Raw genomic sequence first — 22,326 nt, forward strand, 5'->3', positions numbered from 1 at the left:
CCCCCGCCCCTCACCCCCCTCACCCACCCGCACCACGCGTGCGTGCCGCACAGCCTGTCGTGCCCTGGGCCTAGGCTGAACGTATGAGCAAGCAGAGCGGACGCGGGCGGGTCGCCGGTCTTCCCGAGTGGGACCGGTGCGCGGTCATGGGCGTCGTCAACGTCACGCCCGACTCCTTCTCCGACGGCGGCCGCTGGTTCGACACCACGGCCGCCGTCAAGCACGGCCTCACCCTGGTGGCCGAGGGCGCCGACCTGGTCGACGTCGGCGGCGAGTCCACCCGCCCCGGCGCCACGCGCGTGGACGAGGCCGAGGAGCTGCGCCGCGTCATCCCCGTCGTCCGCGGCCTGGCCTCCGAGGGCGTCGTCGTGTCCGTCGACACCATGCGCGCCTCCGTCGCCGAGCAGGCCCTCGCGGCCGGCGCCGCCCTCGTCAACGACGTCAGCGGCGGCCTCGCCGACCCCGCGATGGTCCCCGTCGTCGCCGACGCCGGAGCCCCCTTCGTCGTCATGCACTGGCGCGGCTTCCTGGAGGGCGGCGCCGTCCGCGGCGTCTACGACGACGTCGTCTCCGAGGTGGTCGACGAGCTCCACGCGCGCGTGGAGGCCGTTCTCGCCGGGGGCATCGCCCCGGACCGGATCGTCGTCGACCCCGGCCTCGGCTTCTCCAAGGAGGCCGGGCACGACCTGACCCTGCTCGCCCACCTCGACCGCCTGCGCGCCCTGGGCCACCCGCTGCTGGTGGCCGCCTCCCGCAAGCGGTTCCTCGGCCGGGTGCTCGCCGGCCCCGAGGGCGCGCCCCCGCCCGCGCGGGAGCGGGACGCGGCCACCGCGGCCGTCTCCGCCCTCGCCGCGCAGGCCGGCGCCTGGGCCGTCCGCGTCCACGAGGTGCACGCCACGGCCGACGCCGTACGGGTCGCGCGCGCCCTCGAGGGCGCCCGGCAGGCGGGTGGGACCCGGTGACCGCCGCGCACACGGACGTGGAGCGGGTCGAGGCCGCCAACGCCGCCTTCTACGAGGCGCTCGAGCGCGGCGACTTCGAACAGGTGTCCTCGCTCTGGCTCACCCCGGCCGACCTGGGCGTCGACGAGACGTACCACGACCCGGCCGACACCGGCGTGGTCTCCTGCGTGCACCCGGGCTGGCCGGTCCTCACCGGCCGGGGCGAGGTGCTGCGGTCGTACGCGCTGATCATGGCGAACACCGACTACATCCAGTTCTTCCTCACCGACGTGCACGTCTCGGTCACCGGCGACACCGCCGTGGTGACCTGCACCGAGAACATCCTCAGCGGCGGCCCCGCCCCGGACGACGGCGAGGAGCTGGGCCCGCTCGTCGGGCAGCTGGTCGTCGCCACCAACGTGTTCCGCCGCACGCCCGACGGCTGGAAGCTGTGGTCGCACCACGCCTCGCCGGTTCTGGCCGAAAACGACGAGGCCGAGGACGAGGAGACCCCCTCCTGAGGGGTAGACGCTCCTCGGGGCGTGGTGGGGATCACCCGCCGGCGGCAGGAGCGGCCACCGACCGGTGAGCCACCGGGGTTCCCCGGGGGGAACGCCCGGCGGAACCGGCCGGTCCGACACCCGCGGGCGCCCCCGCGGCCCGCCGCTGTCGGTGGCCGCAGGTAGATTCGTTCGAGGCCGGCGAGCCGCCCGCACGCGGCAGCGACCGGCCGTCACCGACGATTGCAGGAGTGATTCGCGTGGATCGTGTCGCGCTGCGCGGCCTGAAGGCCCGCGGGCACCACGGCGTGTTCCCCAAGGAGCGCGAGGAGGGCCAGACCTTCCTCGTGGACCTCGTGCTGGGACTGGACACCCGGCCGGCCGCGGCCGACGACGACCTGGCGAAGACCGTGCACTACGGCATCGTGGCGGAGGAGGTCGTGGCCGTCGTCGAGGGCGAGCCGGTCAACCTCATCGAGACGCTCGCCGAGCGCATCGCCGAGACGTGCCTGAAGCACGAGCAGGTCCAGGAGGTCGAGGTCCGCGTCCACAAACCGGACGCGCCGATCACCGTCCCGTTCGACGACGTGACCGTCACCATCATCCGGAGCCGAGCATGACCGCGTCCTTCACGCAGGGTCCGACGGACCCGACCGTCCAGCCGGTGCCGGCCTCGGTCGTCGAGCAGGTCGACGCCGCCGACACCACGCTGCACAACCCGCAGCGGGCCGTGATCTCCCTCGGCTCCAACCTGGGCAACCGCCTGGAGACCCTCCAGGGCGCCATCGACGCCCTGGAGGACACCCCGGGCGTCCGCGTGAAGGCCGTCTCCCCGGTGTACGAGACCGAGCCCTGGGGCGTCGAGCCGGGCAGCCAGCCGTCGTACTTCAACGCCGTGGTGCTGCTGAAGACCACCCTGCCCCCGTCGTCCCTCCTGGAGCGGGCGCACGCCGTCGAGGAGGCCTTCCACCGGGTCCGCGAGGAGCGCTGGGGCGCCCGCACCCTGGACGTCGACATCGTGGCCTACGCCGAGGTCGTCTCCGACGACCCGCACCTGACGCTCCCCCACCCGCGCGCCCACGAACGGGCCTTCGTGCTCGCCCCGTGGCACGACGTGGAGCCCGCCGCCCAGCTGCCCGGCCGCGGCCCGGTGGCCGACCTCCTCGGCGGCGTCACCCGCGAGGGTGTCGCGCCCCGCGCCGACCTGGAACTCCGGCTGCCCGAGTAGTCGTTAAGGTCGAGGACACCACACGTACGCCGGGCCCGGCCGGGGGAGCTGAAGGATCACCGTGAGAGAGCTGCGCATCAGGTTGCTGGCCGGCGTGTTCGTCGTGGCCGGTGTCCTGTCCTGGGCGGGCGCCCGCCTCTGGAACTCGCTCGGGACCCTCCCCAGCGTCCCCCTGGCCGCGCCCATCGTGCTGGCCCTGATCGCGGTGGTCCTGCTGGCCACGGCGCTCTCGCTCCGGGCCCGCCTGCGCGCCCAGCGCGAGCGCCGCCCCGAGGCCAAGGGCGTCGACCCGCTGATGGCGGCCCGCGCCGTCGTCTTCGGCCAGGCCAGCGCCCTGGTCGCGGCGCTGGTCGCGGGCATGTACGGCGGCACGGGCGTGGTCCTGCTGGAGTCCCTGGACATCCCCGCCCGCCGCGACCAGGCCATCTACGCCGGCTTCTCGGTCCTGGCGGGCATCGGCGTCATAGCGGCCGGGATCTTCCTGGAACGCGTCTGCAGGCTCCCCGAGGACGACGACCACGACAAGGGCGCCACGTCGGCCGCCTGACCGGGCCTGAACCGGCCTGAGCCGGTGCCCCCGCCGCGCGAAGCGGGCGGCGGGGGCACCGACCGGCTCACGTCCGGCCACGAGCGGCGCGCGTCAGCGCGCCATGATGAGGCTCATCGCCTCGTTGCGGGTCGCGGCGTCCCGCAGCTGGCCGCGCACCGCCGAGGTGAGGGTCTTCGCACCGGGCTTGCGGATGCCCCGCATCGACATGCACATGTGCTCGCACTCGATGACGACGATGACGCCGCGCGGCTCCAGGATCTCCATCAGGGAGTCCGCGATCTGCGTGGTGAGACGTTCCTGCACCTGGGGGCGCCGGGCGTAGACGTCGACGAGCCGGGCCAGCTTGGACAGGCCCGTGATCTTGCCGCTGGAGGACGGGATGTAGCCGACGTGGGCGACGCCCCGGAACGGGACCAGGTGGTGCTCGCAGGTGGAGAACACCTCGATGTCCTTCACCAGGACCATCTCGTCGTGGCCGATGTCGAAGGTCGTCGTCAGGACGTCCTGGGGCTTCTGCCACAGCCCCGCGAAGATCTCCCGGTAGGCCCGTGCCACGCGCGCCGGCGTCTCCTTGAGGCCCTCGCGGTCCGGGTCCTCGCCGACCGCCAGCAGGAGCTCGCGCACGGCGTTCTCGGCGCGCTTCTCGTCGAACTCGCCGCTGGCGCCGCCGCTGGCGCCGTCCAGCGTGACGGGGTCGGTCATCTTCGTGCCTCGTTCCTCTGCGGGTCACACGTGTGGGTCACGCGCTGCGGGGGCGGTCGGTCCGGGCGGTCACACGAACAGCCGCGCCCCCCAGGCTAGAACCTGGGGGGCGCGGCATCCATTCCGGGCCTGGTCAGCTGTCCGGGCGGTCCTCCGGAGCGGGCTCCGCCACCGGGGCGGACTCCGTCGCCGTGGACTTGACCGTGGAGATCGCGGGCGTCGCGCCGTTGGCGCCGTTCGTCAGGGCGAGCTCCTTGGGGGAGAGCACCGGCGGACGGGTGGACGGCGTGCGCCGCGAGGAGCCGGTCCAGGCGGGCCGCGCCGGACGCTTGACGATGGTGGCGAAGATCTCGGCGATCTCCTCCTTGCCCAGCGTCTCCTTCTCCAGCAGCTTCAGGACGAGGTTGTCGAGGACGTCGCGGTTCTCGACCAGGATCTCCCAGGCCTCGTTGTGCGCGTTCTCGATGAGCTTCTTGACTTCCTCGTCCACCAGCGCGGCGACCTCTTCCGAGTAGTCGCGCTGGTGAGCCATCTCACGGCCGAGGAACGGCTCGGTGTTGTCGCCGCCGAACTTGATGGCGCCCAGCCGCTCGGTCATGCCGTACTGGGTGACCATGGCGCGGGCCGTGGCCGTGGCCTTCTCGATGTCGTTCGCCGCGCCCGTGGTCGGGTCGTGGAAGACCAGTTCCTCCGCCGCGCGGCCACCGAGCATGTAGGCCAGCTGGTCCAGCATCTCGTTGCGCGTGGTGGAGTACTTGTCCTCGTCCGGCAGGACCATCGTGTAGCCCAGGGCACGGCCGCGGGACAGGATGGTGATCTTGTGCACCGGGTCGGAGTTCGGCGAGGCCGCCGCGACCAGGGCGTGTCCGCCCTCGTGGTACGCGGTGATCTTCTTCTCCTTGTCCGACATGATCCGTGTCCGCTTCTGCGGGCCCGCCACCACACGGTCGATCGCCTCGTCCAGCATGGAGTTGTCGATCAGCTTCTTGTCGCTGCGGGCCGTCAGCAGGGCCGCCTCGTTCAGCACGTTCGACAGGTCCGCGCCGGTGAAGCCGGGCGTGCGGCGGGCGACCGCGGCGAGGTCGACGTCGGGCGCGACCGGCTTGCCCTTCTGGTGGACCTTGAGGATCTCCAGACGGCCCTGGAGGTCCGGCGGGTCGACCGCGATCTGGCGGTCGAAGCGGCCGGGCCGCAGCAGCGCCGGGTCGAGGATGTCGGGCCGGTTCGTCGCGGCGATGAGGATCACGCCGCCCTTGACGTCGAAGCCGTCCATCTCGACGAGGAGCTGGTTCAGGGTCTGCTCGCGCTCGTCGTGCCCGCCGCCCAGGCCGGCGCCGCGGTGGCGGCCGACCGCGTCGATCTCGTCGACGAAGACGATCGCCGGGGCGTTCGCCTTGGCCTGCTCGAACAGGTCGCGGACGCGGGAGGCACCGACACCGACGAACATCTCGACGAAGTCGGAACCGGAGATCGAGTAGAACGGCACCCCGGCCTCGCCGGCCACGGCGCGCGCGAGGAGCGTCTTGCCGGTGCCGGGACGGCCGTAGAGCAGCACGCCCTTGGGGATCTTGGCGCCGACGGCCTGGAACTTCGCCGGCTCCTGCAGGAACTCCTTGATCTCCTGGAGCTCCTCGACGGCCTCGTCACAGCCCGCGACGTCCGAGAAGGTCGTCTTGGGGGTGTCCTTGGTGATGAGCTTGGCCTTCGACTTGCCGAAGTTCATCACGCGGCTGCCGCCGCCCTGCATCTGGTTCATCAGGAACAGGAAGACGACCACGATGAGGACGAAGGGGAGCAGGGAGAGCAGGATCCCGACGAACGGGTTCTGCTTGGACGGCGCCACGGTGTAGCCGTCCGTGATCTGCTTGTCCTGGTACTTGGTCTGCAGCGTGTTGGCGATGGTCACGCCCTGGTCGCCGATGTAGCTCGCCTGGATCTTCGAGCTGCCCTCGACCTTCTCGCCGTCCTTGAGCGTGACCTTGATGGTCTGCTCGTCACCGGTGGTGAGCTTGGCCGACTCGACCCTGTTGTCGTTGATCGCTGCCACGACCTGGCCGGTGTCCACCGTCTTGTAGCCGCCGGACGAGCCGACGACCTGCATCAACACGACCACGGCAAGGACGGCCAGCACGATCCACATGACCGGCCCACGGAAGTATCGCTTCACGTCCATCCATACGGAGCGGAGCCGCCCCGTCCCTCCTGCCATAGTGAGTTTGATAAGACAGTTCTTCTGACGGTACCCCAGCATCGTGGGCCGAAGCCGCACCGGAGAGCCGGGAGGCCGTCCGCATGGTCCAACGGCGGGGGACCCGCTGGGGTTCCCGGTCGCCGGGCCGAACCGGCCCGTCCGGCCCAGTGACCGGACGGGAAGGGGACTCAGCCGCCGTAGACGTGGGGCGCGAGCGTCCCGACGAACGGCAGGTTGCGGTACTTCTCCGCGTAGTCGAGCCCGTACCCGACGACGAACTCGTTCGGGATGTCGAAGCCGACCCACTCCACGTCGATGGCGACCTTGGCGGCGTCCGGCTTGCGCAGCAGGGTGCAGATCTTCAGCGACTCCGGCTCGCGCGAGCCGAGGTTGTTGATCAGCCAGGACAGCGTCAGGCCGGAGTCGATGATGTCCTCGACGATCAGGACGTGCCGGCCCTTGATGTCGGTGTCGAGGTCCTTCAGGATCCGCACGACGCCGGACGACTGGGTGCCCGCGCCGTACGAGGACACCGCCATCCAGTCCATCGTGACGGGGGTGGACAGCGCCCGGGCGAGGTCGGCCATGACCATCACCGCGCCCTTCAGGACGCCGACGATGAGCAGGTCCTTGCCCGCGTACTCCGCGTCGATCTTCGCGGCCAGCTCGGCCAGCTTCGCGTCGATCTCTTCCTTGGTGATGAGCACCTGCTGGAGGTCGGCACCCATGTCTTTCGCGTCCACCCGCATCACTTTCGGTCGTCCCACCGGCTGTCGCGCTCCGCCGCAGGGGGTCGGATTCAGCCTTGCCGAATCACCAGTCTGCCACCCTGGCGCTGGGCGACGACCCGGCCGGGGAGGTTGATGGCCCCCTGGCCGCGCCAGCCGGTGATCAGCCGGTCGACTTCCTCGATGTGGCGGGCGAACAGGGAACCGGCGGGAGCGCCGGCCTCGATCGCGGCCCGGCGCAGGATCCGGCGGCGCACGGCGGGCGGCAGGGCGTAGAGCTTGGCGCACTCCAGCAGGCCCGTGGCGTCCCGTACGGCGGCCTCGGCCTGGCGGGCCCAGGTGTCGAGGGCGTCGGCGTCGTCGCGGGAGAGCTGGGCCGTCCGGGCGAGGGCCTCCACGACGCCCTTGCCGAGCGCCTTCTCCAAGGCGGGCAGGCCCTCGTGCCGCAGCCGGGACCGGGTGTAGGCGGGGTCGGCGTTGTGCGGGTCGTCCCAGACGGGCAGCGACTGGGCCATGCAGGCCTTGCGGGCGGTCTGCCGGTCGAGGTGGAGGAAGGGGCGCCGGTAACGGCCGCCGGCCCCCGAGACCGCGGCCATGCCCGACAGGGAGCGGATGCCGGAGCCGCGGGCCAGACCGAGCAGGACGGTCTCGGCCTGGTCGTCCCGGGTGTGGCCGAGGAGGACCGCGGCGGCGCCGTGGCGCCGAGCGGCGGCGTCGAGGGCGGCGTAGCGGGCGTCGCGCGCGGCGGCCTCCGGGCCGCCCTCGCGGCCGACGGTGACGGCGGTCGACTCGACGGGGTCGAGCCCGAGTTCGCGCAGGCGCTGGACGACCTCGGCGGCGCGCTGGTCGGAGCCGGTCTGCAGGCCGTGGTCGACGGTGACGCCGCCCGCGCGGATGCCGAGCCGGGGCGCCTCGAAGGCGAGGGCGGAGGCGAGGGCCATGGAGTCGGCCCCGCCGGAGCATGCCACGAGCACGAGCGGCGACTGCGGGCGCTCGTGCGGGGGGTGCGCGGCGGCCGGGACGAACGGCGCCGGGGATCCGGCGGCCGCCGGGGTCGGCACCGGGCGCTGCGCGGAGGTCTGTTCGGTCAGGATGTCGTGGAGGACGCGGCGGACCGCCAGGCGTATCGCCGCGACCGCAGGATGGGGACCCATGTCCGGTTCCCTTCATGAAGTTTTCGGGGGGTGAGCCCGAAGTCCGGTCACGCAGAGTGTGTAGATGGTGACAGAACCGGGGCGCTCCCCGAGCATTGCACGCCTGCGGGAGCCTCACGGTCCCTCGGACGGGTGATTGGAGCGGCGTTCGTCTGCCGTCGGCCGATTCCTTCCGCGTCCCTCCACGTCCTCGCCCGTCGTTTCCCGTCCGCGCCCGTCGTTGCTCGCCGTTGCCCGTGAATTGCCCGCCGTTTCTGCCCGGCGGGTGGGATCAGGACCCGGCGGGGCGGTGCACGCGCGCGATCCAGTCCGCCGGCCGGGAGATCTCCGCCTTGGTGGGGAGCGTGTTCGGGCTGGTCCAGACGCGGTTGAAGCCGTCCATGCCGACCTCGTCGACGACGGCCCGCACGAAGCGCTCGCCGTCGCGGTACTGGCGGAGCTTGGCGTCCAGGCCGAGCAGCTTGCGCAGGGCGGTGTCCAGGCGGGAGGCGCCCTTGGCGCGGCGCTGCTGGAACTTCTCGCGGATCTCGGCGACGCTCGGCACGACGGCGGGCCCGACGCCGTCCATCACGAAGTCGGCGTGGCCCTCCAGGAGGGACATCACCGCGGTGAGGCGGCCGAGGATCTCGCGCTGCGCCGGGGACTGCACGAGCTCGACGAGGGACCGGCCGCCGTCGTCCTCCTCCGCCTCGGGACGCCCGCCGGCCAGCGACTGGGCCGCCTCGCGGATCCGCTCCAGGAAGGTCATGGGGTCGACGTCGGTCTCCGCCAAGAACGACTGGATTTCGCCCTCCAGGTGGTCGCGCAGCCAGGGCACGGCGGAGAACTGGGTGCGGTGCGTCTCCTCGTGCAGGCACACCCACAGGCGGAAGTCGTGGACGTCGACGTCGAGTTCGCGCTCCACGTGGACGATGTTGGGGGCGACCAGCAGCAGGCGGCCGCCGCCGCTCCCGCCGGCCGGCAGGTCGCGGGTGGCCGGGGCGAAGGTCTCGTACTGTCCGAGGACGCGGGAGGACAGGAACGACAGCAGCATGCCCAGCTCGACGCCGGTGACCTTGCCGCCGACGGCGCCGAGGACCGCGCCGCCGGCGCTGTTGCCGCGACGTTCCTGCATCTTCTCCAGCAGGGGCTTGAGGATCTCCCGGAAGCCCGCGACGTTCGCCCGGACCCAGCCGGGGCGGTCGACGACCAGGACCGGGGTGTCGTGGATCTCCTCGGTGCCCATCCGGGTGAAGCCCCGGACGTGCTCCTCGGAGGCCTTGGCGTGACGGCGCAGCTCGGCGACGACGGCTCTGGCCTCGTCGCGGCTCACCTCGGGGCCCGGCCGCACGAGCCGGGTCGCGGTCGCGACCGCGAGATTCCAGTCGACCATCTCGGCACCACCGATGCTCGTCATGCGTCAACCGTACGTGAGCCCTCCCCCTTGGGGCAGAGCACGGAGCACCAGGGGCTACTGCTCAACGTCCTTCGCTGCTCCCACCGAAGGGGCGCGGGGAACTGCGCGACCAGCCCCCACCGGCCCCGCACCCCGACGACAACCGCGGCCCACCCCCACGAACCGCCCCGCTCAGCCGCAGCCGCACGCCGCCAGCGCCGTAGCCGCCCGGTCCAGCGCCGCCTGCACCGGCCCCGCCGGCCCCGGGCTCTCCGGGTCCGCCGTGAGGAACGCGAACGCCAGCAGGCGTCCGTCCTGGTCGACGACCGTGCCGGCCAGGGTGTTGACGCCGGTCAGCGTGCCGGTCTTGGCGCGCACCACGCCCGCCGCGCCGTCGGCCGGCCCGTCCGTGTAGCGCGTGGACAGCGTGCCGGTGAACCCGGCGACCGGCAGCCCCGTGAGGGCGGCCCGCAGACCGGGCCGGGTGGGGTCGGCCGCCTTGGTGAGGAGGGCGGTGAGCAGCCGCGCGGTGAGCTTGTCGGTCCGGTCCAGCCCGCTGCCGTCGTGGAAGACGGCCCCCGCATGCGGCAGTCCGAGCTTCTTCAGCTGCGCCCCGATCGCCGCGCCCCCGCCGGCGAAGTCCGCGCGCGTGCCGGTCGCGAGGGCGGTCTGGCGGGCCAGGGCCTCGGCGATGTCGTTGTCGCTGTTGGTGAGCATCCGCTCGACCAGCGCGGACAGCGGCGGGGAGGACACCGTCGCGAGGGTCTCGGCGCGGGTGGACGCCTTGGAGGGGCCGGGGGGCGAGGTGGCGATGCCGGCCGCGTTGAGGAACGCGGCGAACTCGTTCGTGGCCTGCGCCGCCGGGTCGGGGTAGCGCCGTACGGGGCCGCTGGTGGAGTCGTCGGTGCGGGCCTCGTCCGCCGCCAGGGCGGTGACGCGGGCGAGGTTGGGGTTGTCCCCGATGGGGTGCCGACCGGACCCGGCGAACAGGGTGGTGTCGTACGACAGCGTGACCCGCTGGATGCCGCGCTTCTTCAGCGCCGCCGCGGTCGAGCCGGCCAGGGTGCGCAGGCTCGCCCAGCCGTCGGCGCGGGGGCGCGCCGTGAGGGTGGGGTCGCCGCCGCCGACCAGGACGAGTTCGCCGGTGTCGGGTTCGAGGGCAGTGCGCGTGGTGAGGCGGTGGTCGGGGCCCATCGCGGACAGCGCGGCGACGGCGGTGGCGATCTTGGTGGTCGAGGCGGGCGTCAGGGCCTGGTCGGCGCCGGAGCCGTGGAGCAGCCGTCCGGTGGCCACGTCGACGACGGCGGCGGTGTGCAGGGGGCCGAGCGCCGGGTCGCCGAGGAGGGGGCCGAGGACGGTGGCGACGGCGGCCGGGTCCGGGGCGGACTGCGGCGCGGACTTCACGGTGTTGCCGGTGGCGCCGCCGAGGCCGGTGAGGACGGCGGCGGCGCTGGGCGCGGGGCGCGGTACGGCGTCCCCGGGGTGCGTCGGGCCGTGCGCGGGTCCGTGATCTGTGCCACCCGTGCGGTCGAGGGCGACGGCGTGGTCCCGCTCGGCCGTACGCTGACCGGTGGAGTCCCAGGGGCCGGCGGCGGTGACCACACCGGCGGCCAGGGCCAGCCCGACGGTCGTCGCACCCGCGGTGTAGCGCCAGTGCGGGCCGGGCTTCGGGCGTGAGCCGCGCAGGTGCCCAACCCGCGCCTTCGTGGCCTGCACCAGCCGTGCGACCCGTGGCTGGACGGCCCGCGCGACCCGGGCCACCCGGGGGCCGGCGGCGTCCGTGTCCCGCGGTGCGCCGGACGGCGTGACCCGCGCGGAGACGTTCCGCCGCAGCCGGGCGAGCGGTGGTGCCACGGCCGCCGCGACCCGGGCCAGACGGGGGCGTAGGGCGGCGGCGACCCGTGCCGCGTGCGGTCCCGCGGCCCGCCAAGGCCTCAGTTCTGGCACGACCACCAGCCCCTTTCGCGATCACACACCTGCGTGAGGGACACTTAATCACCCGAAGTATGTGTTGATCATGGAGGAGCCACCGGTGGAGTTCGACGTCACGATCGAGATTCCGAAGGGTTCGCGGAACAAGTACGAGGTGGACCACGAGACCGGTCGGATCCGCCTGGACCGTCGACTCTTCACCTCGACCGCCTACCCGACCGACTACGGCTTCGTCGAGAACACCCTCGGCGAGGACGGTGACCCGCTGGACGCGCTGGTCATCCTGGACGAGCCCACCTTCCCGGGCTGCCTGATCCGCTGCCGCGCGATCGGCATGTTCCGGATGACCGACGAGGCCGGCGGCGACGACAAGCTGCTGTGCGTCCCGTCGACGGACCCGCGCGTGGAGCACCTGCGCGACATCCACCACGTGTCGGAGTTCGACCGTCTGGAGATCCAGCACTTCTTCGAGGTCTACAAGGACCTCGAGCCCGGCAAGTCCGTCGAGGGCGCCAACTGGGTCGGCCGCACGGACGCCGAGACGGAGATCGAGCGGTCGTACAAGCGCTTCAAGGAGCAGGGCGGCCACTGAGCTCTGATTCTCTGAGCAGGCACACCGAGGGGTCGCACGCGTGCGCGTGCGGCCCCTTCGTGTGTCGAATGGATCTCCGTGCGCATACTGAGGGATACGGAATGTGTCGTTCAGGGAGCGTTGCTCAGTGACGGAGGCGGAGGACCGCAAGCCGCAGTCGGACGAGGCGAGGAGTGGCTACGACGGCGAGTCGACGTCGGAGATCACCTCGGAGTTCGCCCTCCCCGAGGGGCTGGCGGTCCACAGGACCGGTGGTGAGGCGGAGACCACGTCGGAGTTCGCCCTCCCGCGAGGGCTGGACGCGCCGCACGTGACCACCGCCGAGCCGGAGGGGTCGGCGTTCAGCCTGCCGAGCACGTACGACGCGCGCAGCGCGCCGGCCGCGTTCACGCCGCCCGCCGGGATGCCTGCGGTGAGCCTCGCCAAGGACGTGCCCTGGCAGGACCGGATGCGGGCGATGCTGCGCATGCCGGTGACCGAGCGGCCCGCGCTGGAACACCGCTCGAAGGCGGAGGACGAGGGGCCGGCCGTTCCGCGCGTGCTGGACCTGACCCTGCGCATCGGCGAGCTGCTGCTCGCCGGCGGGGAGGGCGCGGAGGACGTCGAGGCGGCCATGTTCGCGGTGTGCCGCAGCTACGGCCTGGACCGCTGCGAGCCGACCGTCACCTTCACGCTGCTGTCGATCTCCTACCAGCCGTCGCTGGTGGAGGACCCGGTGACGGCGTCGCGCACGGTGCGCCGCCGGGGCAGCGACTACACGCGGCTGGCGGCCGTGTTCCGGCTCGTGGACGACCTGAGTGACCCGGAGACCCACCTGTCGCTGGAGGACGCCTACCGGCGCCTCGCGGAGATCCGCCGCAACCGGCACCCGTACCCCACCTGGGTGCTCACCTCGGCCAGCGGGCTGCTCGCGGGAGCGGCCTCGGTGCTGGTCGGCGGCGGGGTGCTGGTGTTCCTGGCGGCGGCGGTCGGCGCCATGCTCGGCGACCGGCTGGCCTGGCTGTGCGCGGGGCGCGGGCTGCCGGAGTTCTACCAGTTCCTGGTGGCCGCGATGCCGCCCGCGGCGCTGGGGGTCGCACTGACGCTCGCCCACGTCGACGTGGCCGCGTCCGGGGTGATCACCGGTGGGCTGTTCGCGCTGCTGCCGGGGCGGGCGCTGGTGGCGGGTGTGCAGGACGGGCTGACCGGCTTCTACATCACCGCGGCCGCGCGCCTGCTGGAGGTCATGTACTTCTTCGTCGGCATCGTCGTCGGGGTGCTGGTGGTGCTCTACGTGGGCGTGAGCCTGGGCGCCCACCTCAACCCCGACGCGGCGCTGGTCGGGGCGCAGCGGCCGGTGGTGCAGACCGTCGCGTCCATGGTGCTGTCGCTGACCTTCGCGGTGCTGCTCCAGCAGGAGCGGTCCACGGTGCTCGCGGTGACCCTCAACGGCGGTGTCGCCTGGGTCGTCTACGGCGCGATGCGCTACACGGGCGAGATCTCACCGGTGGCCTCCACGGCGGCCGCGGCGGGCCTGGTGGGCCTGTTCGGGCAGTTGCTCTCGCGCTACCGGTTCGCGTCGGCGCTGCCGTACACGACGGCGGCGATCGGGCCGCTGCTGCCGGGCTCCGCCACGTACTTCGGGCTGCTGGCCATCGCGCAGAACGAGGTGGACCGCGGGCTGGTGTCGCTGACCAAGGCGGCGGCGCTGGCCATGGCCATCGCGATCGGCGTCAACCTCGGGTCGGAGGTCTCCCGGCTGTTCCTGCGCGTCTCGGTGGAGAAGCGCAGGGCGGCGAAGCGGACCCGCGGCTTCTGAGCCGGGCGGCTGACGGACCGCCGCCCGGGCCGGTCAGTACCCGCCCTGGTCGTACGGGTACGGGCCGTTGTTCTGCTGCTGGTAGCGGCCGTTGTCCTGCTGCGGGTACGGGCCGTTGTCGCGCTGCTGGTACGGGCCGTCGTCCTGCTGCGGGTAGCCGCCCTGCTGGGCGCCGTACGGCTGCTGCTGCGGCTGGTGCTGGTGCTGGTGCTGCTGCTGGGGGTACTGACCGCCGTAGTACTCGTTCTGGTCGTAACCCTGCTGGTAGCCCTGGTCGTTGGCGTACGGCGCCTGCTGGTGCTGAGGCTGCGGCTCGTACTGCTGCGGGTACGGCTGCTGGTGCTGCCGGGCCTGCTGCGGGTGCCGGGGCTCCGGCTCTATGCGGCGGAGCTGGGTCGTGGCGTCGTCCATCATCTGGTGCTGGTGCTGGTGTCGCGGGGCCTCGGGCTCCTCGGAGGCCTGCGCCGCCGCGCGCTTCTTCTTCTTGCCGCGCTCGCGCAGGTACTCGATGAGGATCGGGACGACCGACACCAGGACGATGAGGACCAGGATGGCCTCGACGTTGTTCTTGATGACCCCGATCTGGCCCAGCCAGTAGCCCGCCAGGGTGACGCCGGTGCCCCACGCGACACCGCCGATGACGTTGTAGACCAGGAACGTGCGGTACTTCATCCGGCCGGCGCCCGCCACGATCGGGGCGAAGGTGCGCACGATGGGCACGAAGCGGGCCAGCACGATGGCCTTCGGGCCGAACTTCTCCATGAACTCGTGGGCCTTGTCCAGGTTCTCCTGCTTGAAGAGCTTGGAGTTGGGCCGGCCGAAGAGCTTGGGACCGAGGAACTTCCCGATCATGTAGCCCACTTGGTCGCCGAGGACGGCGGCCAGCACGATCAGCGTGCACACCAGCCACAGCGGCTGGCTGATGAAGGTGCCCTCGGCCACGAACAGACCGGCCGTGAACAGCAGGGAGTCGCCGGGCAGGAAGGCGAACAGCCCGGACTCCGCGAAGACGATCAGCAGGATGCCGGGCAGGCTGAACGTCTCGATCAGGTAGTCCGGGCTGAGCCACTCGGGGCCGAGCGCAAGCGTGGTCACGGGTCTGTGGCTCCTGCGGGTGGGGGTGCGGGCGGGGGGCTGGCTGCCTCAACGTATCAACGCAGCCGACCGGGCCCAGGTTCCATGGGCCCCCTCAGGATGCACTGTGGGCGCCCCGGCACAAAGCTGTGTCCATGAGCATCGAGGACCACGGCGGTGGGCAGGACCCCCGCCCCGACGTACTGGTCGTCACGACGAACGACGTGCCCGGGCACCGGGTGCAGCAGGTCATCGGTGAGGTCTTCGGACTGACCGTGCGCTCGCGGCACCTGGGCAGCCAGATCGGCGCCGGCCTGAAGTCGATGGTCGGCGGCGAGCTGAGGGGCCTGACGAAGACGCTGGTGGCGACCCGCAACCAGGCGATGGAACGGCTCGTCGAGCAGGCACGCGCGCGGGGCGCCAACGCGGTGCTGGCCTTCCGCTTCGACGTGACCGAGGCGGCCGACGTCGGCACGGAGGTGTGCGCGTACGGCACGGCGGTGATCCTGGCCCAGGAGTGATCCCGGGCCCAGGAGCGGCTCAGCCGCCGTGCCGGGCCGCGTTCGCCCGGATCGCCTCGCGCAGGTGCTCGGCCAGGCCGGGCCGCATCGCGTCGTAGAACGCCTTGAAGCGCTCGTCGGCGGCGTACAGGTCGCCGAGGTCGCGGTGCGCGGCGTACGAGCAGGGGTAGAACCAGCCGTCGATGTGCAGCCGGTGCTCCTCCGCGAGGTCCATCGCCGCCTCGCCGGCCGGCGCCTCCCCCGCGGCCATCAGGGCGGCGTAGCGCTCGCCCCAGTCGGCCACCTCGGCCCGCATCCGCTGCCAGTCGCCCTTGGTGTAGGACGCGGCGCGGCGCTGCGACTCGGCGTAGGTCTCCGTGCCGCCCCAGCGGCGCTCGGCCTCCTCGGCGTACTGCTCGGGGTCCTTGTCACCGAAGACCTCGAACCTCTCCTCGGGCGTGAGGTTGATACCCATCGTGCGTGCCTCCATGGCGTGCTCCACGGCCTCGGCCATCTTCCGCAGCTTCTCGATCCGGGCGGTCAGCAGCTCGTGCTGCCGGCGTAGGTGCTCCCGCGGGTCCGCGTCCGGGTCGTCGAGCAGGGCCGCGACCTCGTCGAGGGGGAAGCCGAGCTCCCGGTAGAACAGGATCTGCTGGAGCCGGTCGAGGTCCGCGTCGCCGTAGCGCCGGTGGCCGGCGTGGCTGCGCTCGCTCGGCACCAGCAGGCCGATGGCGTCGTAGTGGTGCAGGGTGCGCACCGTGACCCCGGCGAAGCCGGCCACCTGTCCGACGGAATGGCTCACTTCCGCTCCTTTCCTTGCGCGCTCCACAGTGGGTCCTCACGCCGCGTGAGGTGCAAGCGGCTTTCCCCCGGCGGGGCTGCCCGGCGCTCCCCCGAGGGCCGCGCTTGGGAGGTCGCGTCCCTTTTGTCTGCTTATCGTGATCGCGTGGCCCAGGACTCCGCGCGGCAGGCGCCCTCCACCGCTCCGGCGGCCCCCGCGCGCGTGCTGCTGCGGTCGCTGCTGCCCGCCCTGGTGGTGGGCGTGACGGCGAGTCTGATCTTCATCGGGGTGAGCGCGGCGGCCGAACAGCTCCAGGACGTGCTGTGGACGGACCTGCCGGACGCCCTGGGCGTGGGCCGCTACTCGGTGCTGTGGATGACGGTGATGCTCGTCGCGACGGGCGTGGCGGTGGGCCTGGTGGTGTGGCGCATCCCGGGGCACGCGGGTCCCGATCCGGCGACCACCGGCCTCGACGCGCCCGTGCTGCCGCCCGTCGTGCTGCCCGGGCTGCTGCTCGCGACCGCCCTGATGCTGGCCGGCGGTCCGAGCCTCGGCCCGGAGAACCCGATCATCGCGGTGAACGTGGGCCTGGCGGTGTGGCTGGGCACGCGGGTGCTCCCCCGCGCCCCGACCGGGCTGTGGGGCGCGCTGGCGGAGGCGGCGACGATCGGCGCGCTGTTCGGCACGCCGGTCGCGGCGGCACTGGTCATCTCCGAGGCGCTGGCGGGCCGCCGGGTGCAGGGGCTGCTGTGGGACAACCTGTTCGCGCCGCTGACCGCCGCCGCGGCCGGTGCGATCACCACGACGCTGGTGGCCCACCCGAGCTTCGACCTGCACCTGCCGCCGCTCGGCCGCCCCGACTGGACCGACCTGCTCGCCGCCCTCGTGGTCGCCTCGGCGGGCGCGCTGCTCGGCCTGTGCGCGGTGTACCTCTTCCCGTACGTCCACGGCGCCTTCCGGCGGCTGCGGCACCCGATGCTGGCGCTCCCGGCCGGCGGGGTCGTGCTGGCCCTGCTGGCGGCCGCGGGCGGGCACCTGACGCTCTTCAAGGGGCTGGACGAGATCGGGGAGCTGGCGCGCGACCCGGAGGGCTGGTCGGCGGGCGGCTTCGCGACCATGGCGGTGGTGAAGCTGGCGGCGATGCTCGTCGCCGCGTCCTGCGGCTTCCGCGGCGGGCGGATCTTCCCGTCGGTGTTCGTCGGCACCGCCCTCGGCCTGTGCGCGCACGCGCTCGTGCCGGCGGTGCACCCGGCGCTCGGGGTGGCGACGGCCGTGCTCGGCGTGCTGCTCGCGGTCACCCGGCAGGGCTGGGTGAGCCTGTTCACCGCCGCGGTGCTGGTCTCCTCGCCGACCGTGCTCGCCCTGCTGTGCATCGCCTCGCTGCCGGGCCTGGCTGCTGGTGACGGGACGACCGCAGATGCAATTGCGGCCTGACGGGACCCCGGTGCGCTGACCACCGCACGGTCAGCGGCCCAGGCGGGTGAACGTGCGTACCGCCAGCGGGAAGAAGACCGCGAGGAGCGCCAGCGGCCACAGGATGGCCGCCGTCAGGTGGCCGTCCTCCCCGCCGGGGGCGCCCAGCAGGTCGCGCACGGCCGTGGCCGTCCGGGACATCGGGTTCCACTCCACGGCCGTGCCCAGCCAGCCCGGCATGGACCCGGGCGCGGCGAGCGCGTTCGACAGGAACCCGACCGGCCAGACCAGGATCTGCACGGCCTGCACCAGCTCCGGCTTCCCGGCGACCAGGGCCAGGTGGATGCCGATCCACAGCATCGCGAAGCGCAGGAGCAGCAGCAGGCCGACGGCGGCCAGGAAGGCGCCGGGGCCGCCGTGCGGCCGCCAGCCGAGCGCGAGGCCCACCCCGGCCAGCGCGGCCAGGGACAGCACCGACTGGAGCATGTCGGCGCCCGCCCGGCCGACCAGGACGGCGCCGTCGGCCATGGGCAGGGACCGGAAGCGGTCGATGACGCCCTTGTTCAGGTCCTGGGTGACGGCGAGCATCGTGCTCTCCAGCCCGAAGACCATGGTGAGCGCGAGCATGCCGGGCAGCAGGTAGTCGAGGTAGTCGCCGCGCACCCCGCGGCCGCCGCCGATCAGGTAGCCGAACATCAGCAGCAGCATCACGGAGAAGGCCACCCCGACGACCAGCCGGACGGGCTGCCGGGCCCAGTGGGCGAGCTCCCGGCGGGTCATGGTCCAGCAGTCGGTCAGCGCGTCGGCGTTCATGCGGCCCTGCCCTTCGTGCGGTCGTGGTCCGTCGTGCGGTCGCGTCCCGCCGTCCCGTCGCCGTCCCCCGCGCGGTCGCGTCCCGCCACCCCGTCCCGCGCCTCCGTGCCGTCCCGCTCCTCCGCCCCGTCCCGCGGTCCGGTCAGGTGCAGGAACACCTCGTCCAGCGTGGGCCGGCGCAGGGCGATGTCCTCGGCCTCGATCCCCGCTTCGTCGAGCGCCCGTACGACGCCGGAGAGGGCGGCCATGCGGTCGGTGACCGGGGCGCTGATCAGCCGACGGTCGGCGTCCACGCGGAGGTCGTCGCGGGCCACCGGCAGCAGCGCGACGGCGGCGCCGAGCTGTCCCGCGTCGCGCAGCACCACGTCGATGCGGTCGCCGCCGGTGCGGGACTTGAGCGCGTCGGGCGTGCCCTCGGCGACCACCCGCCCGCGGTCGACGAGCGAGACGAGGTCGGCGAGCTGGTCGGCCTCCTCCAGGTACTGCGTGGTGAGCAGCACGGTCGTGCCGCCGCCGACCAGGGAGCGCACCGAGGCCCACACCTCGGCGCGGCCGCGCGGGTCGAGGCCCGTGGTGGGCTCGTCCAGGAACAGCACGCGGGGCTCGGTGACGAGGGCGGCGGCGAGGTCCAGGCGGCGCCGCATGCCGCCGCTGTAGGCGCGGACGGGCTTGCGGCCGGTGTCGGTGAGGCCGAAGCGCGCGAGGAGCTCGTCGGCGCGCACGCGTGCGTGGCGGGCACCGAGGTGGTGGAGGCGGCCGAACATCTCCAGGTTCTGCCGGCCGCCCAGCTCCTCGTCCAGGGCCGCGTGCTGGCCCAGCAGGCCGATGGCGCGGCGGACCGCGCGGGCCCCGCCCACCACGTCGTGCCCGGCCACCTCGACCCGGCCGGCATCGGGCCGCAGCAGGGTGGCCAGGATGCGCACCAGGGTGGTCTTGCCGGCGCCGTTGGGTCCGAGGACCGCGTGCACGGTGCCGGGGGCGACCAGCAGGTCCAGTCCGTCCAGCGCGGCCTTGCCGCCGTACCGCTTGCGGACTCCCTCGACGGTGATCGCGGGGTCGTCGGTCACAGCGCGCCCTCCCGTTTAGTCAAACTTGACTACTTGCTTTCACCGTACTGCGGCCGGCCCTACTCGTCAAACTTGATTAGTGATCGTCCTGCGGGTGCCGGTCCCCCGTCGCGTACGGGTTCTCCTGGCCGTCGGCCAGGACGCCGACGAACGGCTCGCCCTCCCCCGCGAAGGTGTACGCCCCGCCCTCGATCCGCTCGACGAGCCCGCGGGTCCACGCCGACTCGGCGTCGGCCGTGTGGACCCAGAAGTGCATGATCTCGCCGATGTGCCCGAGCTGTTCGGGGCCGTCCGCGGGGACGTAGTGCTCGGTGACGGCGGCGCGCCACTGCGCGATCCGCTCGATCCGCTCCTTCAGCAGCGCCACCGCCTCCTCGCGCGGCAGGTCGACCATGAAGCCGATCGCCGCGGACTTCACGTCCACCTTCTGGTCGTACGAGGTCAGCGCCTCGCGCACCAGGCGCAGGAACTCCTCGGTGCCGGCCTCGGTGATCTCGTACTCGGTGCGCGGCGGGCCGCCGGCGGTGGACGGGGCCGTCTCGTGCGCGCGCAGCAGCCCCTGCTTGGCCATCTGCTTCAGCGCGTGGTAGATCGAGCCGGGCTTGGCGTGGGACCACTCGTGGGCGCCCCAGTACTCCAGGTCGTTGCGGACCTGGTAGCCGTGGGCCCGCCCGTGCTGGCGCACCGCGCCCAGCACGAGGAGACGGATCGCTGACATGGGCTCCAGCGTAGGACTCGTGCGGGCCGCGCCGGACCGGGGCGGCCGCGGGCCCGGCGCGCTCAGGAGCCGCCCTGCTCCAGCGCCACGAGCTCGAAGGCGGTCTTGCCGTCCAGGGACTCCCGGATGATGTCGGCGTGGCCGGCGTGCCGCGCGGTCTCGCGGATCAGGTGCAGGCACAGCCAGCGCAGCGAGACCCGCTCGTCCGGCGGGAACCACGGCTCGTTCGGCAGCGCGAAGGTGTCGTCCAGGCTCGGCGCGGAGCGGATGAACTCCTCCGTCTCGGCGGCGACCTCCTCCCAGTACGCCAGCTGCCCGGGCAGCGTCTCGTCGCCGACCAGGACGAAGCACTCGTGCCAGTTCGACCGGTCCCGCTTCACGGCCGGCGGCACGCCCTTGGCGCGGGAGATCCAGCCCTGCTCCACCTCGGCGGCGTGCTTGACCAGCCCGGCCAGGGACAGCTCACTGGCGCTCGGGCGGCTGGACGCCTGCTCCTCGGTCAGCCCCAGCACCGCCCGGCGGATGCCGCCGCGCTGCTCCGCGAGGAAGGACAGCAGCGCCCCCCGCTCGTCGCCCTGCGCCTCGGCTCGCACGTGAGTGACCATTTTCGGCCGCCTTTCGTCGGGTCCCACCGCCAGGCCCTTGCTGCCTGACACGGACGACGTTACGGACCCTTGCGGTCAGCCGCTGTCCTCAACCCGGGGACGTCCCCCGAAGGGTTCCACGACTCCCGCAGACCCCTGGGACCGCTCAGAAGGGGAACCGGCTCCGGCCGCGCTGCACCGAGATCCACTTCAGGGTGGTGAAGGCGTCCAGGGTCGTCTCGCCGTTCAGCCGGCCGATACCGGAGTGCTTCTCGCCGCCGAACGGCACCAGCGGCTCGTCGTGGATCGTGCCGTCGTTGACGTGGAACATCCCGGTGTCCACGCGCTTGGCGAAGGCGACGCCCCGCTCGACGTCGGCGGTGTGGACGGCGCCGCTGAGGCCGTACGGCGTGTCGTTGACGATGCGGATGGCCTCCTCCTCGCCGTCGAAGGGGACGAGCAGCGCGAGCGGGCCGAAGATCTCCTTGTGCAGCAGCGCCGAGTCGGCGGGAACGTCCGTCAGCACGGACGGCTCGACGAGGTTGTCGGTCGCCCCGCCGCGCACCAGGACCGTGGCGCCCTCGGCGACCGCCTGGTCGACGGCGGCCGACACGGCGTTCGCCTGGAGGGAGTTGGCCACCGGGCCGATGACGGTCTGCGGGTCGCTCGGGTCGCCGGTCTTGAGCGTCCTGACCTTGGCGACGAACTTCTCGGTGAACTCCTCGGCCACCGAGCGGTCCACCAGGACGCGGTTGGCGGCCATGCAGACCTGGCCCTGGTCGACGTAGCGGCTGAAGACGGCCGCGTCGACGGCGTAGTCGATGTCCGCGTCGTCCAGGACCACCAGGGCGCTGTTGCCGCCGAGTTCGAGCACCGTGCGCTTGAGCTGGGCCGCGCAGACGGTGGCGATGTGCCGGCCGACCTTGTCGGAGCCGGTGAAGGAGATGACCTTGGGGACCGGGTGCTCGATGAAGGCGTCGCCTATCTCGGCTATGTCGGTCAGCACGACGTTGAGCAGCCCGGCCGGCAGGCCCGCGTCCTCGAAGATCCGCGCGATGTAGGTGCCGCCGACGACCGGGGTGTCCTGGTGCGGCTTGAGCACGACGCCGTTGCCGAGGGCGAGCGCGGAGGCGACCGGCTTGATCGACAGCAGGAACGGGAAGTTGAACGGGCTGATCACGCCGACCACGCCGACCGGCTCGCGGTACAGGCGGTTCTCCTTGCCCTCGATCGGCGACGGCAGCAGCCGGCCCTCGGAGCGCAGGGTCAACTGGGCGGCCTCGCGCAGGAACTCCTTGGCGAGCCCGATCTCGAACCCGGCCTTGAGGTGCGTGCCGCCCAGTTCGGCGATGATCGCCTCGGTGATCTCCTGCTCGCGCTCCTCGACCAGGCGCAGGGCGCGCTCGAAGACGGCACGGCGGGTGTAGGGATTCGTGGTCGCCCACGCCTGCTGGGCCCGCTGGGCCGCGCGGTAGGCCTGGTCCACCTCGTCGACGGTGGCGATGGTGATCGAGGCCAGCTTCGTGCCGTCGTACGGGTTGACGTCGATGATGTCCCAGGAGCCGGTGCCCGGGCGCCATTCGCCGTCGATGTACTGCAGGGCCAGGTCGGTGAAGCAGGACGACATGTGATCCCTCAATCCCTTGCCGTCGGAGCACGAAGGCTCTGATCTCGCGTCATCGTAC

General features: G+C 72.7%; 21 protein-coding genes and 1 pseudogene. 9 read left to right on the forward strand and 13 right to left on the reverse strand.

All coding sequences use genetic code 11. The features are described from left to right. Window positions 1-83: 83 nt before the first annotated feature. From folP to AQJ30_RS31635, 5 genes are all read left to right on the forward strand, one after another. Window positions 84-962 carry a dihydropteroate synthase gene (gene folP / locus AQJ30_RS31615; RefSeq protein ID WP_067240766.1) on the forward strand — a complete coding sequence of 293 codons (879 nt, stop codon included), beginning with the start codon at window positions 84-86 and terminating at the stop codon, window positions 960-962. Beyond that, window positions 959-1,462 (forward strand): nuclear transport factor 2 family protein, encoded by a 504-nt coding sequence (locus tag AQJ30_RS31620; protein ID WP_067240768.1) that lies wholly within the window; start codon window positions 959-961, stop codon window positions 1,460-1,462. Before folP ends, AQJ30_RS31620 begins: the two co-directional genes overlap by 4 nt. Before the next feature lie 239 nt (window positions 1,463-1,701). Continuing rightward, window positions 1,702-2,061 carry a dihydroneopterin aldolase gene (gene folB / locus AQJ30_RS31625; RefSeq protein ID WP_067240769.1) on the forward strand — a complete coding sequence of 120 codons (360 nt, stop codon included), beginning with the start codon at window positions 1,702-1,704 and terminating at the stop codon, window positions 2,059-2,061. After that, on the forward strand, window positions 2,058-2,669 hold the full coding sequence (gene folK / locus AQJ30_RS31630) for a 2-amino-4-hydroxy-6-hydroxymethyldihydropteridine diphosphokinase (protein ID WP_067240771.1): 612 nt from the start codon (window positions 2,058-2,060) through the stop codon (window positions 2,667-2,669). Before folB ends, folK begins: the two co-directional genes overlap by 4 nt. A gap of 61 nt (window positions 2,670-2,730) precedes the next feature. Further along, a complete protein-coding gene (locus AQJ30_RS31635; RefSeq protein WP_067240773.1) occupies window positions 2,731-3,216 on the forward strand; it encodes a DUF3180 domain-containing protein in 486 nt (161 codons plus the stop codon). A 93-nt stretch (window positions 3,217-3,309) separates the two neighbouring features. Here the strand turns inward: AQJ30_RS31635 and folE are convergent, their stop codons facing one another. The 6 genes from folE to dacB all read right to left on the reverse strand — a co-directional run bounded on the left by folE (window position 3,310) and on the right by dacB (window position 11,322). Beyond that, window positions 3,310-3,921: a GTP cyclohydrolase I FolE gene (folE, locus tag AQJ30_RS31640; protein ID WP_067240775.1), complete on the reverse strand. Its 612-nt coding sequence runs from the start codon at window positions 3,919-3,921 to the stop codon at window positions 3,310-3,312. Window positions 3,922-4,054: 133 nt separating this feature from the next. Next, window positions 4,055-6,094 (reverse strand): ATP-dependent zinc metalloprotease FtsH, encoded by a 2,040-nt coding sequence (gene ftsH / locus AQJ30_RS31645; protein ID WP_067240777.1) that lies wholly within the window; start codon window positions 6,092-6,094, stop codon window positions 4,055-4,057. 206 nt (window positions 6,095-6,300) lie between these two features. Beyond that, the gene (hpt, locus tag AQJ30_RS31650; RefSeq protein ID WP_067240779.1) at window positions 6,301-6,861 is read right to left on the reverse strand and encodes a hypoxanthine phosphoribosyltransferase; all 561 of its coding nucleotides are present in this window, start codon (window positions 6,859-6,861) and stop codon (window positions 6,301-6,303) included. 50 nt (window positions 6,862-6,911) lie between these two features. Then, window positions 6,912-7,994: a tRNA lysidine(34) synthetase TilS gene (tilS, locus tag AQJ30_RS31655; protein WP_067240781.1), complete on the reverse strand. Its 1,083-nt coding sequence runs from the start codon at window positions 7,992-7,994 to the stop codon at window positions 6,912-6,914. Between the two features lie 271 nt (window positions 7,995-8,265). After that, window positions 8,266-9,390 carry a zinc-dependent metalloprotease gene (locus AQJ30_RS31660; RefSeq protein WP_067240783.1) on the reverse strand — a complete coding sequence of 375 codons (1,125 nt, stop codon included), beginning with the start codon at window positions 9,388-9,390 and terminating at the stop codon, window positions 8,266-8,268. Window positions 9,391-9,561: 171 nt separating this feature from the next. Further along, entirely contained in the window at window positions 9,562-11,322 is a 1,761-nt protein-coding gene (gene dacB, locus AQJ30_RS31665) for a D-alanyl-D-alanine carboxypeptidase/D-alanyl-D-alanine endopeptidase (RefSeq protein WP_067240785.1), read from the reverse strand. 79 nt (window positions 11,323-11,401) lie between these two features. Between dacB and AQJ30_RS31670 the strand changes: the two genes are divergently transcribed. Both AQJ30_RS31670 and AQJ30_RS31675 read left to right on the forward strand, forming a co-directional pair. After that, the gene (locus tag AQJ30_RS31670; protein WP_067240787.1) at window positions 11,402-11,893 is read left to right on the forward strand and encodes an inorganic diphosphatase; all 492 of its coding nucleotides are present in this window, start codon (window positions 11,402-11,404) and stop codon (window positions 11,891-11,893) included. A gap of 127 nt (window positions 11,894-12,020) precedes the next feature. Beyond that, on the forward strand, window positions 12,021-13,691 hold the full coding sequence (locus AQJ30_RS31675; RefSeq protein WP_067240788.1) for a threonine/serine exporter family protein: 1,671 nt from the start codon (window positions 12,021-12,023) through the stop codon (window positions 13,689-13,691). A gap of 33 nt (window positions 13,692-13,724) precedes the next feature. On the opposite strand, the gene AQJ30_RS31680 is transcribed toward AQJ30_RS31675, so the two are convergent. Continuing rightward, window positions 13,725-14,786 (reverse strand): DedA family protein, encoded by a 1,062-nt coding sequence (locus tag AQJ30_RS31680; RefSeq protein WP_079084426.1) that lies wholly within the window; start codon window positions 14,784-14,786, stop codon window positions 13,725-13,727. A gap of 134 nt (window positions 14,787-14,920) precedes the next feature. On the opposite strand from AQJ30_RS31680, the gene AQJ30_RS31685 reads away from it, so the two are divergent. Continuing rightward, complete coding sequence (locus tag AQJ30_RS31685) at window positions 14,921-15,286, forward strand: YbjQ family protein (protein ID WP_067240790.1); 366 nt, start codon at window positions 14,921-14,923, stop codon at window positions 15,284-15,286. Window positions 15,287-15,305: 19 nt separating this feature from the next. On the opposite strand, the gene AQJ30_RS31690 is transcribed toward AQJ30_RS31685, so the two are convergent. Further along, entirely contained in the window at window positions 15,306-16,067 is a 762-nt protein-coding gene (locus AQJ30_RS31690; protein WP_067240792.1) for a MerR family transcriptional regulator, read from the reverse strand. 144 nt (window positions 16,068-16,211) lie between these two features. Here AQJ30_RS31690 and AQJ30_RS31695 point away from each other — a divergent pair. Then, window positions 16,212-17,499, forward strand: a pseudogene (locus tag AQJ30_RS31695) (ion channel protein). 11 nt (window positions 17,500-17,510) lie between these two features. On the opposite strand, the gene AQJ30_RS31700 reads toward AQJ30_RS31695, so the two are convergent. The 5 genes from AQJ30_RS31700 to AQJ30_RS31720 all read right to left on the reverse strand — a co-directional run bounded on the left by AQJ30_RS31700 (window position 17,511) and on the right by AQJ30_RS31720 (window position 22,268). Continuing rightward, entirely contained in the window at window positions 17,511-18,272 is a 762-nt protein-coding gene (locus AQJ30_RS31700) for an ABC transporter permease (protein WP_067240793.1), read from the reverse strand. Next, complete coding sequence (locus AQJ30_RS31705; protein ID WP_079084427.1) at window positions 18,269-19,339, reverse strand: ATP-binding cassette domain-containing protein; 1,071 nt, start codon at window positions 19,337-19,339, stop codon at window positions 18,269-18,271. The genes AQJ30_RS31700 and AQJ30_RS31705 overlap by 4 nt, the downstream gene beginning before the upstream one ends. Window positions 19,340-19,415: 76 nt before the next feature. Further along, window positions 19,416-20,057: a PadR family transcriptional regulator gene (locus tag AQJ30_RS31710; protein ID WP_067240795.1), complete on the reverse strand. Its 642-nt coding sequence runs from the start codon at window positions 20,055-20,057 to the stop codon at window positions 19,416-19,418. Window positions 20,058-20,119: 62 nt separating this feature from the next. Then, the gene (locus AQJ30_RS31715; protein WP_067240797.1) at window positions 20,120-20,662 is read right to left on the reverse strand and encodes a DinB family protein; all 543 of its coding nucleotides are present in this window, start codon (window positions 20,660-20,662) and stop codon (window positions 20,120-20,122) included. A gap of 145 nt (window positions 20,663-20,807) precedes the next feature. Then, window positions 20,808-22,268, reverse strand: a complete 1,461-nt coding sequence (locus AQJ30_RS31720; protein WP_067240798.1) for an aldehyde dehydrogenase family protein — start codon at window positions 22,266-22,268, stop codon at window positions 20,808-20,810. Between the last annotated feature and the right edge of the window lie 58 nt (window positions 22,269-22,326).

This window comes from Streptomyces longwoodensis, assembly GCF_001514125.1.
Classification (GTDB): domain Bacteria; phylum Actinomycetota; class Actinomycetes; order Streptomycetales; family Streptomycetaceae; genus Streptomyces; species Streptomyces longwoodensis.

What these genes read in the sequence shown, in the direction of transcription:
- AQJ30_RS31685 (WP_067240790.1), top strand. Translation starts at nt 14,921, where the DNA reads ATGAGCATCGAGGACCACGGCGGTGGGCAGGACCCCCGCCCCGACGTA.
- tilS (WP_067240781.1), bottom strand. Translation starts at nt 7,994, where the DNA reads ATGGGTCCCCATCCTGCGGTCGCGGCGATACGCCTGGCGGTCCGCCGC.
- AQJ30_RS31710 (WP_067240795.1), bottom strand. Translation starts at nt 20,057, where the DNA reads ATGTCAGCGATCCGTCTCCTCGTGCTGGGCGCGGTGCGCCAGCACGGG.
- folK (WP_067240771.1), top strand. Translation starts at nt 2,058, where the DNA reads ATGACCGCGTCCTTCACGCAGGGTCCGACGGACCCGACCGTCCAGCCG.
- AQJ30_RS31720 (WP_067240798.1), bottom strand. Translation starts at nt 22,268, where the DNA reads ATGTCGTCCTGCTTCACCGACCTGGCCCTGCAGTACATCGACGGCGAA.
- AQJ30_RS31660 (WP_067240783.1), bottom strand. Translation starts at nt 9,390, where the DNA reads ATGACGAGCATCGGTGGTGCCGAGATGGTCGACTGGAATCTCGCGGTC.
- AQJ30_RS31715 (WP_067240797.1), bottom strand. Translation starts at nt 20,662, where the DNA reads ATGGTCACTCACGTGCGAGCCGAGGCGCAGGGCGACGAGCGGGGGGCG.
- folE (WP_067240775.1), bottom strand. Translation starts at nt 3,921, where the DNA reads ATGACCGACCCCGTCACGCTGGACGGCGCCAGCGGCGGCGCCAGCGGC.
- AQJ30_RS31700 (WP_067240793.1), bottom strand. Translation starts at nt 18,272, where the DNA reads ATGAACGCCGACGCGCTGACCGACTGCTGGACCATGACCCGCCGGGAG.
- ftsH (WP_067240777.1), bottom strand. Translation starts at nt 6,094, where the DNA reads ATGGACGTGAAGCGATACTTCCGTGGGCCGGTCATGTGGATCGTGCTG.
- hpt (WP_067240779.1), bottom strand. Translation starts at nt 6,861, where the DNA reads ATGCGGGTGGACGCGAAAGACATGGGTGCCGACCTCCAGCAGGTGCTC.
- folP (WP_067240766.1), top strand. Translation starts at nt 84, where the DNA reads ATGAGCAAGCAGAGCGGACGCGGGCGGGTCGCCGGTCTTCCCGAGTGG.